The organism is Pedobacter sp. BAL39, assembly GCF_000170795.1.
GTDB lineage: Bacteria > Bacteroidota > Bacteroidia > Sphingobacteriales > Sphingobacteriaceae > Pedobacter.
Map to the genome: position 1 here is coordinate 1 of NZ_ABCM01000006.1, position 13,890 is coordinate 13,890.

The window sequence follows — 13,890 nt, forward strand, 5'->3', positions numbered from 1 at the left end:
ACATCATCTTATCATAAGCATTTCTGTTGCGCTGCGCAAAACGGACCATATTTGCATATTCTTTCTTCAGCTGTCCCAGTTGTCCCTTCAATGAACGCACTTCATTGCTGTTTTCGTGGATCTGGTTATCCAGGTTTTTCACTTCAGAGTTGATTACAGAAATCTTATTTTGCATCAGCCTGATTTTTGCATTTACTGCCCTGATCTGACCAAGCGTCATCCGCTTCGTGCTCGATGTGGCATTCAGGTTTTTCTGTAACAGATCGATCTCACGCTGTAAAGCTTCCTTGTTCCTTTTGAGCTCAGCACTGGTCTGGGCAAAGGTAAGCTGAGCAAAGCAAAGAAAAATGAATAGTAAGATTAGTCTCCGGAACTTCATGATCAAATAATATCTCCATATCCACGTCTTATGAGACGCATTATACACAATGTATTTTTAAAACTATCGAAAACCTCAATGAAATGCAAATAGATTCATTCTGAAGATGGAAAAACAGTGATAAACAAAGGATTATAAATCTGCATTTAATTGATAAAAACAAATCCCGGCCCTTGCTGTTATTTTTTGACACCATAAATATTGCAGCCATGGAAAATCAAAAAGATCATACAGAGCCACGCAAAGAGTTTGGTTCAAACCTCACAGGAACAGCTATCCACGGAAAACCCGGACATGAAAGGGATGTGATTACAGAGGACGATTTCGTTCCACATAAACACATGCCTGAAGAAGATGCCCCCGATGCGGAAGCACTAAAAAAACATATAGAAACAAAAGAAAGTGAAAATCAGACGGCACGGCAGCCTGGAGAAAAAGGTGTCAATTAATCTCTTTCGTAGATCAATAGTTCCCCCTGTCCATTTTCTGCGTATTCTTTAATGATCTGATTTCGTTTCAATAATAAGTCTTCCATATAGTTATACAAAAACAGGTAGTTTGCCAGCCTGCCCAGCAGCCCAAAAGGCGCGTCATAGCTGAAAATGTCGGTCATTACCGTAAAGTCTTCACGCAGGATAAAAAGATGTTCGTGTCTGAACGACTTAAAAGCACCGCGTACCATCTCGTCTACAAAATAATCAGGGCGGTCAAAGGAGGTGATGCGTGAAGTCAGCCGTTGTCGTATCCCAAGATGCCTGGCTTCCCAGGTAACACTTTCGCCCATTTCGATCATACCGGATTTCCGTCCTCCCACCACCTGTTCGCCGGTTTGCGAGGTGGAAATCCGGTGAAGGTCTACACTTCTTGATAAATCAAAAACAAGATCTGGCGCAGCCCTTATGCAGGTTTTCAAGCGAATTGTCGGCATGGTTGATATCAATTTAAGTCAATAACAGCAGCCTGCCCAATTTCGATACAGGAGAGCGCGTTATCAAATCAATAAGTAATGGTAAATTATCCTTCCCCAAGATAGTATTTTTTTATGGCTAAAAAATAAAGATGGATAAAATCAGGCAATACTTCCCCTGATTAACAATTACATAACCTACAAAAGATCTATAAATATTGTAATTAAATAATAAATTCAAATAAATGAAAATAAATACATTTTGTTGAATACAAAATCAATAAGTAACTTAGAAAAATGTATACATGTATTGTAGTTGATGATGAAAAATATGCAATTGACGAGATTTCAGAATATATTCATTCCCTCAGCACGCTTAAGTTAATCAAAACTTACTCAGATCCTATCCAGGCATTGAACGAGATTCTTGCGGGAGAAAAAGTAGACCTGATCTTCATGGATGTGGACATGCCGGGCATGACTGGTGTGGAACTCTCCCAAACCATCCGTCAAAAAACGGACAAGCTCATCTTCACCACCGCACATTCCAAGTATGCATTTAACGCCTTTGAGGTTTCTGCTGATGCCTTTTTACTGAAGCCATTTTCATTGGCCAAATTTGCCACGACTGTAAATAAAGTACTGCCTGCAAAGACAAGCCCTAAGCCTTCAGTGACTGAAGATCCCCATGATTTTTTCTTCGTGAAGGATAAAAACAACCTCAAACTCATCAAAATCCGGTACCAGGATATGATTGCGGTGGAGAGTCTTGGCAACTATGTTCAGATTCATACCGCCAAGGATAAGGTCATTGCCTACCTCAGTCTGCAGGAAGTCAACGTCCTCTTACAGAACAACAACAACTTTGTGCAGGTGCAGCGCTCATTTATCATTTCAAAGAATAACATTGAAAGTATCGACGGCAACATTATAAAGATGAGCAATGAACTGCTCATTACGATGGGTGGGCATTACAAGGAGCGTCTCGCCAGCTTCATCAAAGCAAAGACTATAAAAACAAATAGAAAATAATCGCAAGATCCGGTTTTCCGCTCAGGAGTTTTTGATCTTATTCATAAACAGGGCGAGTTCCCGTGTATAACTGTCCAGAGCGAGGGCAGCTCTTCTGATAGAGCTCAGCATCATGCGGAATTCCTGCTCCGAGGCCGCATTCTTTTCCAGCAGCTCTGAGAGCCCCAGAATCTGGGCCACCGGTTGCCGCACCTCATGGGAAACCTTAAACAACATAGACTCAATTGCAGCCACATGTTCTTCATGAGCCTTCTCCTCCTTTGCCTTTCTTTCTGAAATCAAGGTCCGCAGCGACAAATATTGGATTGGCTTTCCCTGTTTGTTCTTGATAGGGACAATGACACTATCCACCCAATAATGTCCGCCATCCTTCGCTTTATTCTTAATCTCCCCATGCCACACTCCACCATTCGCGATCACCCTCCACATCTCCCTGAAAAAGTCCTTTGAATGAAAATCAGACCTGATGATATTGTGGTCCTGCCCAATTAGCTCTCCTGCCGTATATTTAGAGACGTCACAAAACCGCTCATTGACAAATGTAATCCTTCCCTTGACGTCGGTGATGGAAGAAATCACGCTCTGATCCACTGCCTGCCGGTAAGCCGACAAAATTGACAACAATTCTTCCTGTGAATCTGGCGCGCTACTAATTCCACTCATTATGGCTGTTATGAACAGTAAATTTACATTTTTAAAATAAACATTTAGGGAGTAAAAAACAAAAAACCATCCTACGCTATGGCTGTTTATAAGATGATACATCAGGATGAACCCTTAAAAAAATAGGATGAACAAAGCAAAACCACAATCTACGAAGGCATTACTGCTGCTGCTTGCAGCTGTGCCTCTGGCAGTTGCCTGTACTTCAAATCAGCAACAAACCAATACACAAACAGATTCGCTGCAGGCAGATAGCAGTCAGCAGTCCAGTTTGCCAGAACCTGACACCAATGCCTCAAAAAACAAATTCAGTAAAGTTATCGGATGGCCTGAAGGCAAAACACCTGTTGCACCTGCAGGTTTTACGGTAACGAAATATGCCAGTAACTTCAAAAGTCCGAGAAACATTTATGTAGCGCCCAATGGGGACATCCTCGTAGTACTCTCCAACTCTGAACGTTCTACAAAGGAAAAGATCGCCAATGCGATCAGTGGAAAGGCAAAAGCTGAGGTTGCCGGGGAAAGTGCAAATAGTGTGGTACTCCTACGCGATAAAGACCGCGACGGCAAACCTGAACTACAAACAAATTTCCTCAGCGGACTGAACCAGCCTTATGGCGTGCTGATCATCGGAAATAATTTTTACGTGGCCAATACCGACGGCTTATATCAATACCCTTACAAAGCCGGTGACACAAAAATTACCGCACCAGGCAAAAAAATCCTTGAGCTCCCGGCTGGAGGTTATAATAACCACTGGACGCGTAACCTCATTGCCAATGCGGATAACAGTAAGATTTACGTTTCTGTGGGTTCGGGAAGTAATGTTGGTGAAAATGGTATGGAACATGAAGTACGAAGGGCAAACATTCTAGAGATCAATCCTGATGGATCGGGCGAAATCATCTATGCATCAGGTCTGAGAAATCCGGTAGGCATGTCTTGGGCACCGGGAACATCTACTTTATGGACGGCAGTCAATGAACGTGATGGCCTCGGTGACGACCTTGTTCCGGACTACATCACCAGCGTTAAAAAAGGCGGATTTTACGGTTGGCCTTATGCTTACTACGGACAACATGAAGACCCAAGGATGAAGGGCCTAAAACCTGACCTGGTTGCCTCCACCCTGGTACCTGATGTAGCTGTTGGTGCGCATACCGCCTCATTAGGACTTGCCTTTTATACTGGTAGCAAATTCCCTGAAAAATATGAGAACGGCGCATTTATCGGTCAGCATGGCTCCTGGAACAGATCTGTAATATCAGGTTACCAGGTGGCCTTCGTTCCTTTCAAAGATGGCAAACCTGCTGGCAAGCCAGAGGGTTTCCTCACCGGCTTCATTGCCAATGAAGAAAAGGCGGAGGTATATGGCCGTCCCGTGGGTGTAGCTGTTGCTCCAGATGGTGCACTCCTCGTTGCTGATGATGTGAGCAATACTGTATGGAGAGTAGCGGCCTCAAAATAAGCCAAAATAAAAACCTGCAGCTTTACCTTTCCTGATGGAAAGTGTAAAGCTTGCAGGTCAAAACAACACTCCTATGAAAAATTTTTAAAACTCAGATTTACACACTGGCGGAAACACCAGCAATGGTATCTTTGATCTTCTGGCCATCTTCTGACTTTGACTGCCTTTGAAAATCTGATCCAGCAGGTCATGCCTCCTGTGCACCATCACAATCATGTCTACCATCCCACTTTCCGTCAGCTGATATAACCCCTCGGAAATGTGGTCGTTGAGCAAGTGCCGAAAATAGATCTCCGAATAAGCTGTGCGCTCCGAAACGGCTTTCAAAAACTCATCTGCTTTCTGTTCGTAAGCAAACTCGTTAAACCGGTTATCGGTAATATTCACAATGAGGATTTCGGCTTCAAAATGTTTCGCCAGCTCCGCGACTTTAGCAATCAGTTCCGCATCCCCTCTGCTCATATCCGTAGCAAAAGCAATCTTTCGTATCTTCGAGAATACCGCATTTGCTGGCACCAGCAACGTAGGCAGGATATAAGCATCAATCAGGTCGCGGCTGGTACTACCCAGAAAGAACCTGCTCAATGAGCCCGCGCCAGAGGTCCCCATCACAAGTAATGGAATATCCTGCTTGCAGGCCTGCACCTTGATGATGTCCGTCAATGAACCAATCTCACATATATGTTCAACAACAGGTTTACGGTTTTCATGTACGGGAATCTCCTGTAATGCGGCTGATAAAACCTCCAACTCCTCTACCGCATCACTCTTCAGGCCGTCGTAGTCCACCCAGCCATACTGTGGAGCAACCGGCGTCTCCATTGCAATCTTTACAGCATGACACAGAATGACATCCGATCCAATATTTTTTGCCAGGTGAAAGGCATACTGTGTGGCCGAATCAGAAGCAACTGAAAAATCCGTGGGTACCAATATCGTTTTCATCAATCAAAGATTTAGTTCTACCATTTGATAAGATGAAGTTCCGCTAAAAACCCATCCTGCCAAATGACGGAAATCACCTCATCTGCTGATCTAAAACATAACTGCAAAAAAAAGACCGGGCCATAAGCCCGGTCTCCGTATGTAATTGAAAGATTATCCTAGAATATAGGATCGGCATCCATCTGAAAATCTTCGTCATGCAGGTAAACAACCTCCATACTTTTCTCGTAGTTGGTAGATTTCTTGGAGAAGAAATCGTGCTGCGTGGTCTCCACATTCAATCCATTCAAAACAATTGCATTGATGGGCTTCACCTCAAAAAGTTCCTCAAACCCAAGGTTCATCATCGCCTTGTTTGCGTTGTAACGCACATATTCCTTTACTTCAGCAGTCAGGCCCACTTCAGTATACAATTCATCCGTATATTTAAGCTCATTCTCGTAAAGCTCCATTAACAGGGCTTCCAGCTTCGCCTTGCATTTCTCCGGATTTGGCAGTTTCTTATAAACGTCCTGTGCAAGCAGCCCTACAAACACACCATGGATAGACTCATCGGCAACAATCTTTTTGATAATGTCTGCACTAGCTACCATCTGCCCCTGGCCAGCAAGCCATAAAGGCATGAAAAAACCGCTGTAGAACAAGAAGGATTCCAGCAATACCGAAGCTGCAAGTCCCATAAACAACACTTCATTGCTCACCTTGGGCACATCCAGCGCACGGTAATATTTATCAATCGTCGAAGCCTTGAACTGCAGGAGTTTATTGTTCTCCACCCAATCAAATAGCTCGTTGATTTCCGGAGTGCTGTTTACTGTCGTAAAAATTGTGGAATACGACTTGGCATGGATGGCTTCCATCATACACATGAAAGACAACACCGCCTTGTTCTGTAAACCATCGATATGGTCCAGTAATTTCGGCATTCCGGTATGGCTCTGCAGGGTATCCAGGAGAGTTAGTCCGCCAAGCGCTCTTTTATAAACCTGCTGAATTTCAGGGCTCAGCGATTTCCAGCTGTCGATATCTTTGGAGGGGATATATTCGGTATCCACCCAGAACTGGCGAAGGTTCTGCTCCCAGAACATGCCTGCATAATCATTCTCAGGGGTATTCCAGTTTACTGCTTTATATTGATTCATTATTTCTTTTTAATTATGCTGATGGTTGCTTAAAACTAAACGGAACAGGATACACACTCATCAATAGATGCTTTCCTTGTACGGGTATAATACAGAGATTTCAATCCCATCTTATGCGCATAGATGTAATATTTCGCGATGTCCCTGGTATTGTCCTTTGTATTGGTATGGAGAATCGTAGAGATTCCCTGATCTACGTGTTTCTGAATCACGGAAATCAGTCGCAATACATTCTTCTGGTCCATGTCATAAGCTGATTTATAGAAGAAGTAATTATCATTATCCAGGTATGGCATTGGATAATAAGTAGTACTATCGCCATACTCACGCACCTCAATCACATCCACCACTGGCATTACAGAAGCCGTAGCATTCATGATGTAAGAAGTCGACTGGTTTGGTGCGATCGCCAGGCGATACGCATGGTACAAACCAAATTCCTTTACATTTGCCATCAGCTGTTTCCAGTCTTCCGCAGTAGGAATTGCCATGCCTTCAAAAAGTTTCGCAATCTTATCATTTACCGGCAGGATGTCTTTCGCAATGTACTGGCTAAAATAATTGCCATTTGCATATTCAGACTTCTCAAAACCAACAAAAGTTTCTTTTTTCTCTTTTGCAATTTCCATAGAACTCTGAATAGAATAGAAATTGACCATCATAAAGAATACATTACAGAAGTCGAGGGCCTCTTTACTTTCATACATGATGAAATTCTTTGTGAGGAACCCATGCAGGTTCATTGCACCCAGCCCAACGCTGTGCAGCTCTTTATTCGCTTTCTGCACAGAGGGCACCATGGCAATATTGGTGAGGTCGGAAACTACGGTCAATGACCTCATTGCTGTCGTCACCGCCTCTTTTATCCTTTTGTTCTCCATCACCGTAGCGATATTCAATGAACCCAGGTTACAGGAAATGCCGTATTTAATCTGGTCTTCTCGACCATAGATCTCGATATCCGATACCTCAGACACCTGCATGATTTCTGTACACAGGTTAGAGAACTTTACATTACCGATGTCTTTCAGGGCGTGTCCTTTATTTGCATTGCCTTTGAAGAACAGGTATGGATAACCACTTTCTTTCTGTGTCTGCGCAATTTTCACCATCAGGTGACGTGCGTTGATCTTTTTCTTTTTGACAGCAGAGTTGGTCAGCAGCTCCTCATACATTTCATCCATGTCCATCTCATCCAGGTACTTGCCATAAGCTTTGTAAACTGTATGCGGCTGGAACAGGTAACAAGCCTCATCTTTTTCTGCTAGTTCCATGAACTTGTCAGGAACAATCACACCAATAGACAAGGATTTGATCCTTACTTTTTCATCGACGTTTATCTTTTTACAATCCAGGAACTCTTCAATATCAGTATGAAAAACGTTCAGGTAAACCGCTCCTGCACCGGGGCGTTGCCCTAACTGATTGGCATACGAGAAAGTATCTTCCAGGATTTTCATGATTGGTAATACCCCACCCGCACGGTTTTCGACATCCTTAATGGATTCGCCCCTACCACGGATTTTAGAGATATTGAAAGATACACCACCTCCGATAGAAGAAAGTTTCATTGCCGAATCAATCGCATAACCGATCCCGTTCAGGTTGTCGCCGATTTCATCAAGGAAGCAGGAAACCAATTCTCCGGAACGTTTCTTACCTGAGTTCAGGAAGGTCGGTGTTGCCGGCTGATACTCCTGGTTGATCAACAGTTCTGCATATGCTTTGGCGTGGTCCACATTTCCCTGACCAAGGAAAAGGGCTACGGCCACTACGCGGTCTTCATACCGCTCCAGGAATTTCTCACCGCTGTCATCTCTCAATGCATAGCTCTGAAAAAACTTGAAGGCGCTCATGAACGACTGGAACCTGAATTTCTTGGCATATACCATATTGTATACTTCTTCCATCTGTTCGAAAGTATACCATTGGTAAAAGTCTATATAATATTCCTGCTCAATCAGGTAGTCGATCTTTTCCTTTAAGGTGTAAAAGAAAACCGTATTTTTATTTACATAATCGAGAAAATACGAACGTACGGCTTCTTTGTCTTTGTGAAGGCTGAATTCGTCATCTTCTTTGGTCATGATCTCGTTGTTCAACAAGATCCATTTTTTTGTTATCATATATTTAGCCTTCTATATTTTCTATAAATTTTCTGATGTCTTCACCAGTACCACTCAGCTCAAACTGCATGAGTACGGGAAGCTTAAACTTCGCTGCAATCTTGGTTGCAGCCATCGCAAAATTAGGGCCCCAGTTTTTATTGCCACTGGAAGAGACCGACTTGATCATGCTGCTGTTCTCCTCTAAAAAACGAAGTGTCGCAGCGGGGATCTCGCCGATGCCTGTGGTATAAGTAATCAGGTGTCCTTCCTGCAAAGGCTGCGATATCTGGTCGATCTTTTGAATGTCCCAGTCGCGCTGCAGCCTCAAACGGTTAATGAAGCGTTCAACATTACCCGTCTTACTATCGTAGTAGATACAGGTCATCGCCATAATTCCCTATTATACCGCCAGTGCAGATAATTCTTCAGGTTTGAAGCCGATGATGCGGGACATCTCCTGATCCTGCTCCAGAACAATCACCGTAGGAACGGAACGAACTCTGAACTGCATCGCAACTTCAGGCTGATTGAAAGGATTGATGGTTTCGTAAACTACACCTTTTCTATCCAGGAACTCAGAGACCATATTGCAAGGGCTGCAATCGTCTTTCTCAAATTTGATTATTCTTTTTGTACTCATCTTAAGGGGTCTTTATGATTAAAAATATCAGCGTACAAAGCGCTGTTTTTTGGAGCTTCAAAAATGCAAATTAATTAGGTAGGCTCGCTCCAGACATTATCAACATCCGGTGGAAAAGCAATTGAAATTTATGACAGACGACTTACTTTACTCTCTGATATTATAGGTATCCTAAATCAACAGTTTTCCTAACCCTTTCTCATCAAGTAGTTTGCGAAAATAAAATGAAAGAAAAGATGCCACACGCATTTTTCATTTAACAATAGTCATGTCTATAACTACCCTGTGAAAAACTTAATTTAAGGTCTCAATCCCCCTAGTGCGAAGGCAGTCCCGGTTCCCAATGCAGCACCTGCCACTACGTCCGTAGGATAGTGTACCCCAAGGTAAAGTCTGGAAAAACTGACCGAGCCGGCCCACAAATAGGAAGGTGCGATAATGTACCATTTCGGGTAGGCCCTGGACAATGCCGTAGCGGTAGTGAACGAGGTAGAAGTATGCCCGGAAGGGAAAGAATAATGACCTGGCTGATAGACAGAAACGATCTTCACATTATGAAAGGGTCTTGGGCGTTTCACGATCTTTTTAATGGCCATGGTCAGCAAGGTATTTACCGCTGAGCTGCTGGCTACATATAATGCATTCTGACGCATCTCCTTGTCGTTACCGATGACACCGGCAGCAAGCAGGCCCACCGGCACACCAACATTTACCAGATCGTTGTGTTTCGACAAAAACATAAAAAAGCCCGTGCGTTCTGGTGTACGGTGATGAGAAAGGTCAATCAGGATCTGGTCGTCCAGCTGCTGAAGTTTATTCTGTGCGTGTCCCCGCAAAGGTAAAATGAATAACCAAAAGGATAATATCGGGAAGTATCTTAGAAAGGTAGATTTTCTAATGTTCATGAAGTAAAATTACGTTATTTTTTTTTAAACCATTTTCAGCATCCGTTGTTTTTACTACACAATTACATTGAACATCATGAAAAGTAACTCCACTCCGCCCGCACAAAAGGAAGCTATTCCTTCAGAAAAAAGCTTAGCAACTAAGCTTCAAGATAAAACAAAATCCGTTAAATCTGCAACACCTAAAAGAAGAGTAAACCCGCGTCTTTTAATTTTGTAAATGATTTATTGCCGTACTGCTCCTGAAATACAATGAAAACTCAGGAGCAGTAATTTGCAGGTCTGCATGCCAAACGCCTCCCCGCAAACACTAGTTTAAAATCTTGAATATAGTGCCAGCTGCAGGATATTGTTCATCGTATTGCGCTGCACACCTTTTGACGACTGGTTCATATATCCCAGTTCAACATCCAGTTTTTTATGAAACCGGTAACCTAGAGCGCCATAAGCCCTGTTCTGGTCGAACACTTTCGTATTCAGCTCCTCCTTATTCTGAAGATTCAGAAAGACCTCATTCTGAATGGCCGCGAAAGGGCCCTTTTCAAAAGCCGCAGTCTGTTTTTTCAATGGTACAATAAAACGGAAAAAATACCGGAAGCGTTGTGAAAATAGTTGATCATCACCATAACGTTCGATGAAGCGTTGCTCCAGGCGGAACCTATGACTACCACTAATGCTGGCAATATTATGTTTAAAAATATACTGCTCCCAGATCCGGTGTTCCACCAAGGTGTAGTCGTCGGCAGCATCAGGTTTATTATGGGTAGTATTCAGCAGATAGCCCAGTGTAAGGTCATTTTTATCGTTTATAAAATAGGTAATCCCGGGTCGGAACATAAAATTCCTCAGGTATCCCCATTCGTCGGCCGACCGGAGTTGCACATCGAGGTGGCTACCCCATTTCTCATTGAATTTATGACTACTCATGAGAAACAGCCAGCCGCTGTTCTGTGTAGTCGTCTGCGCCCTGATCGCAGTGCCCCATAAAATGAGCAGAAGTAAGGGATAAATGGAATAACGCATAAATACTGTTTAATTCGTATGTGTAATCCGCAAATTAACAAGATTTAGGAGAACACAAAAAAAGCACCGTCTAAAAGTATCGTACTTTCAGGCGGTGCTCCTCAGCTTTATCGCTCAAACACGATCAATTTAAAGCTTTTTTTATTTCCTTTTGATCTCAACGCGACGGTTTAATGCCCTACCTTCTTCGCTGTCATTTGTAGTGATTGGCTTGGTAGCACCGAAACCTTTAATGCTCAGGTTTGCTGCAGGGATCCCCGCATTCACCAGGTAAGATTTTACCGAATTCGCACGGTCAACAGAAAGCGAAAGGTTGTGTTCAACACTACCTTCGGCAGAAGAATTGCCATTCAGCACGAAACCGACAGTAAGGTCTTTTTTCATTTCTCTAACCACCTGGTCGAGAATTTCAAACGAAGCCGTTTTCAATACATCAGAATTGAACTCGAACTGGATATTGTTGAAATTGTAGCTGGCTTTTTCAGGAACTGGTGCAGGCTCAGGTGCCGGTTCCGGTTCAGGCTGTTTTTCTTCAACAGGCTCAGGTTTAGGCGCGACAACAGGAGGTGTAGGTTTTGCCACTACTTTTTTTGATTTACAAGATTGTAGGGAGATGCCGAACAGCAATACCGCTGCCAGCAATAACTGTGGTTTAAAAAACTTCATTTGTGATTTATTTTAATTGTGTCCGTAAACATAACTAACGTTCTTTATTTCTGTACCATTAAACTTGAAATAATTAGGAAAGTATTACCAACTAAACGCATGATCAGGTAAAATAGTACCTTATTTTTTTACATCCGGAGCAACCCCATCATCATTGTCACCGTTGCCGGCATTGCTGATGTTTAGTTTCAGTCCGAGGTCCTCTGCTTGTTTCTGATGTGCTTTCAGTGCGGGCAACGCCTTGGCAGCGAACTGTTTGACATCAGCGTTTTCATAGGTGGTGGCGCGATCAAAAAGATCCACCGCAGTACGGTGTTCATTGATCAGCATCACCAGATATTTTTTATCCAGCTCGTCTGCAGTTAGTGTTTCCAATCGACTCAACTCATCTCTTTTGGATTGCGGAAGTGCTTCCGGCAGACTCATTCCTTTGCCATTGGCAATCAGCGAAAGGTCTGTTGCCATCTTTGTATGGTCTTTGATCATCATTTCAGCAAGAGACTTAATTTCCGGGCGCTTCGTTTTTCCGATAATCATTCGGGCGGCGCTGATCTGCGTCATGCCGGTCACTGCAGCGTTTAAGAGAAATGACTTTTCATTACCAGTAAGGTCCACATCAGCCGTGGCTGCCTGCGCGCGCAGGGTGGTATCCAGTGCCGTATCCGCCTGGACAGTTGCCGGGTCGTCACGATCTTTTCTTTCGCTATTTTGGCAGGACTGCAAGGCCATGAAGGCCGCAGCACAAAAAGCCAGTTTCACATAGTTTTTCATAGGAAGTTGTTTTTTATTTAGGATATTCTCCATGAATAACAAGCCATCTTAGAAATCGTTTTCATTTCCAGCTTTAAAACCAGACTTTAAGGGGCTGTCCGGGCGTGTTGTCCCTTTTTCGTTTGCACCGGTATACTCAATTCTTTTCTTTGGCAATGCTTCCGGGAAGTTACTCCGGATGAAATCAATCATATGTTCCCTCACATCGCAACGCAAGTCAAAAGCCTCTCCGGAACTGCGGGCACTCATCAAAAAACGGATTTCTATATAATCTGCTTTATTATCGGTCACCTGCACCACATTGACCCTTTTGTCCCATAGCGGATGTGCAGTCAAGACGGCGCTAAGTTCCTCCCTTAGCGGCGGAACTGGCACCGTGTAATCCAGGTACAAGAAGACCGTACCGAGGAGTTCTGCAGAAACCCTTGTCCAGTTTTGAAAAGGTTTTTCTATAAAATAGGTAATCGGCAGAATGAGTCGCCGCTGGTCCCAGATGCTCACCACCACATAAGTAAGTGTAATCTCCTCTATCCTGCCCCATTCCCCTTCGACGATTACGACATCGTCAATCCGGATAGGTTGTGTAAAAGCGATCTGAAAACCTGCCAGCAGGTTTCCCAGGGATTTCTGTGCAGCGAAACCAATGATGATACCTCCGATCCCGACTCCCGTCAACAGTCCTGCCCCCACCTTCCGCATACTTTCAAAGCTTAGCAGCACAATACAGATGGTGATGATGATGATCAGGGAAACGGTAAACTTACGTACAAACTGCATCTGCGTACGTAACTTCCGCTCCTTGAGGTTATCAATCTTGTTCAGATCATATTTATGATAAAAATAATCTTCAAGCACTTTGATGATGCGGATCAGCATCAGAGAAATTAAGATGGTAAGGGTAATTTCCAGTAATTTATCAAATGCCGAATGCCACTGCGGGCGCATTTTCATAAAGCTCAGCGAGATATTGAGCATCAGCAGGGGCAGGAAAACATTTACCGGACCCTGAAGATGTTTGATGATGGAATTGATCACAAAAGTCAGCCAGAACCGGGAAAAGATCATGAAGATCTTCCGGATAAGAAAGCTGATCAGCATCCCTGCGAGAATGGCGGCAGCGGCGGTGATCAGGTTATGTAATATCCCGGAAAACTGATAGTTAAGTAGTCGATCCAAATCCATAGGCTGTTCAATAAAAAGAGGAGTAACTGCCCCCTGTAAATGAACAATCCTGAACCAGG

Annotated in this window: 16 protein-coding genes and 1 pseudogene; 4 read left to right on the plus strand and 13 right to left on the minus strand. The window is 43.5% G+C overall.

Translation table 11 applies throughout. The features are described 5' to 3' along the window. Positions 1–379 (minus strand): annotated as a pseudogene (locus PBAL39_RS09430) (peptidase M23); the annotation flags it as partial. 209 nt (positions 380–588) lie between these two features. Here PBAL39_RS09430 and PBAL39_RS09435 point away from each other — a divergent pair. Next, positions 589–828 carry a hypothetical protein gene (locus PBAL39_RS09435; protein WP_157273970.1) on the plus strand — a complete coding sequence of 80 codons (240 nt, stop codon included), beginning with the start codon at positions 589–591 and terminating at the stop codon, positions 826–828. Here PBAL39_RS09435 and PBAL39_RS09440 read toward each other — a convergent pair. After that, positions 825–1,307 carry an SRPBCC family protein gene (locus PBAL39_RS09440; protein WP_008240704.1) on the minus strand — a complete coding sequence of 161 codons (483 nt, stop codon included), beginning with the start codon at positions 1,305–1,307 and terminating at the stop codon, positions 825–827. The two genes, PBAL39_RS09435 and PBAL39_RS09440, sit on opposite strands and share 4 nt — an antisense overlap. A 276-nt stretch (positions 1,308–1,583) precedes the next feature. Here PBAL39_RS09440 and PBAL39_RS09445 point away from each other — a divergent pair, with 276 nt between their 5' ends. Further along, positions 1,584–2,318, plus strand: a complete 735-nt coding sequence (locus tag PBAL39_RS09445) for a LytTR family DNA-binding domain-containing protein (RefSeq protein ID WP_008240705.1) — start codon at positions 1,584–1,586, stop codon at positions 2,316–2,318. A gap of 21 nt (positions 2,319–2,339) precedes the next feature. Here the strand turns inward: PBAL39_RS09445 and PBAL39_RS09450 are convergent, their stop codons facing one another. Then, the gene (locus PBAL39_RS09450; RefSeq protein WP_198139808.1) at positions 2,340–2,981 is read right to left on the minus strand and encodes a PAS domain-containing protein; all 642 of its coding nucleotides are present in this window, start codon (positions 2,979–2,981) and stop codon (positions 2,340–2,342) included. A 127-nt stretch (positions 2,982–3,108) separates the two neighbouring features. Between PBAL39_RS09450 and PBAL39_RS09455 the strand changes: the two genes are divergently transcribed. Continuing rightward, on the plus strand, positions 3,109–4,449 hold the full coding sequence (locus tag PBAL39_RS09455) for a sorbosone dehydrogenase family protein (protein ID WP_008240709.1): 1,341 nt from the start codon (positions 3,109–3,111) through the stop codon (positions 4,447–4,449). Positions 4,450–4,533: 84 nt separating this feature from the next. Here the strand turns inward: PBAL39_RS09455 and PBAL39_RS09460 are convergent, their stop codons facing one another. From PBAL39_RS09460 to PBAL39_RS09485, 6 genes are all read right to left on the minus strand, one after another. Continuing rightward, positions 4,534–5,394 carry a universal stress protein gene (locus tag PBAL39_RS09460; RefSeq protein ID WP_008240711.1) on the minus strand — a complete coding sequence of 287 codons (861 nt, stop codon included), beginning with the start codon at positions 5,392–5,394 and terminating at the stop codon, positions 4,534–4,536. Positions 5,395–5,552: 158 nt separating this feature from the next. Beyond that, positions 5,553–6,536, minus strand: a complete 984-nt coding sequence (gene nrdF / locus PBAL39_RS09465; protein WP_008240713.1) for a class 1b ribonucleoside-diphosphate reductase subunit beta — start codon at positions 6,534–6,536, stop codon at positions 5,553–5,555. A gap of 35 nt (positions 6,537–6,571) precedes the next feature. Continuing rightward, complete coding sequence (nrdE, locus tag PBAL39_RS09470) at positions 6,572–8,662, minus strand: class 1b ribonucleoside-diphosphate reductase subunit alpha (protein ID WP_008240714.1); 2,091 nt, start codon at positions 8,660–8,662, stop codon at positions 6,572–6,574. A 4-nt stretch (positions 8,663–8,666) separates the two neighbouring features. Further along, on the minus strand, positions 8,667–9,035 hold the full coding sequence (gene nrdI / locus PBAL39_RS09475; RefSeq protein ID WP_008240717.1) for a class Ib ribonucleoside-diphosphate reductase assembly flavoprotein NrdI: 369 nt from the start codon (positions 9,033–9,035) through the stop codon (positions 8,667–8,669). Between the two features lie 9 nt (positions 9,036–9,044). Beyond that, on the minus strand, positions 9,045–9,284 hold the full coding sequence (locus PBAL39_RS09480) for a thioredoxin family protein (protein WP_008240720.1): 240 nt from the start codon (positions 9,282–9,284) through the stop codon (positions 9,045–9,047). 299 nt (positions 9,285–9,583) lie between these two features. Further along, positions 9,584–10,189: a phosphatase PAP2 family protein gene (locus tag PBAL39_RS09485; RefSeq protein WP_083801728.1), complete on the minus strand. Its 606-nt coding sequence runs from the start codon at positions 10,187–10,189 to the stop codon at positions 9,584–9,586. A 76-nt stretch (positions 10,190–10,265) separates the two neighbouring features. Between PBAL39_RS09485 and PBAL39_RS25315 the strand changes: the two genes are divergently transcribed. Further along, the gene (locus tag PBAL39_RS25315; protein WP_157273971.1) at positions 10,266–10,409 is read left to right on the plus strand and encodes a hypothetical protein; all 144 of its coding nucleotides are present in this window, start codon (positions 10,266–10,268) and stop codon (positions 10,407–10,409) included. A gap of 95 nt (positions 10,410–10,504) precedes the next feature. Here PBAL39_RS25315 and PBAL39_RS09490 read toward each other — a convergent pair whose 3' ends face one another. The 4 genes from PBAL39_RS09490 to PBAL39_RS09505 all read right to left on the minus strand — a co-directional run bounded on the left by PBAL39_RS09490 (position 10,505) and on the right by PBAL39_RS09505 (position 13,831). Then, on the minus strand, positions 10,505–11,212 hold the full coding sequence (locus tag PBAL39_RS09490; protein ID WP_008240723.1) for a DUF2490 domain-containing protein: 708 nt from the start codon (positions 11,210–11,212) through the stop codon (positions 10,505–10,507). Between the two features lie 141 nt (positions 11,213–11,353). Next, positions 11,354–11,878, minus strand: coding sequence for an OmpA family protein (locus PBAL39_RS09495; RefSeq protein ID WP_008240725.1), 525 nt, complete (start codon positions 11,876–11,878; stop codon positions 11,354–11,356). 120 nt (positions 11,879–11,998) lie between these two features. Continuing rightward, positions 11,999–12,649 (minus strand): DUF4142 domain-containing protein, encoded by a 651-nt coding sequence (locus tag PBAL39_RS09500; RefSeq protein ID WP_157273972.1) that lies wholly within the window; start codon positions 12,647–12,649, stop codon positions 11,999–12,001. A gap of 48 nt (positions 12,650–12,697) precedes the next feature. Then, the gene (locus PBAL39_RS09505) at positions 12,698–13,831 is read right to left on the minus strand and encodes a mechanosensitive ion channel family protein (RefSeq protein WP_008240730.1); all 1,134 of its coding nucleotides are present in this window, start codon (positions 13,829–13,831) and stop codon (positions 12,698–12,700) included. Positions 13,832–13,890 lie beyond the last annotated feature (59 nt).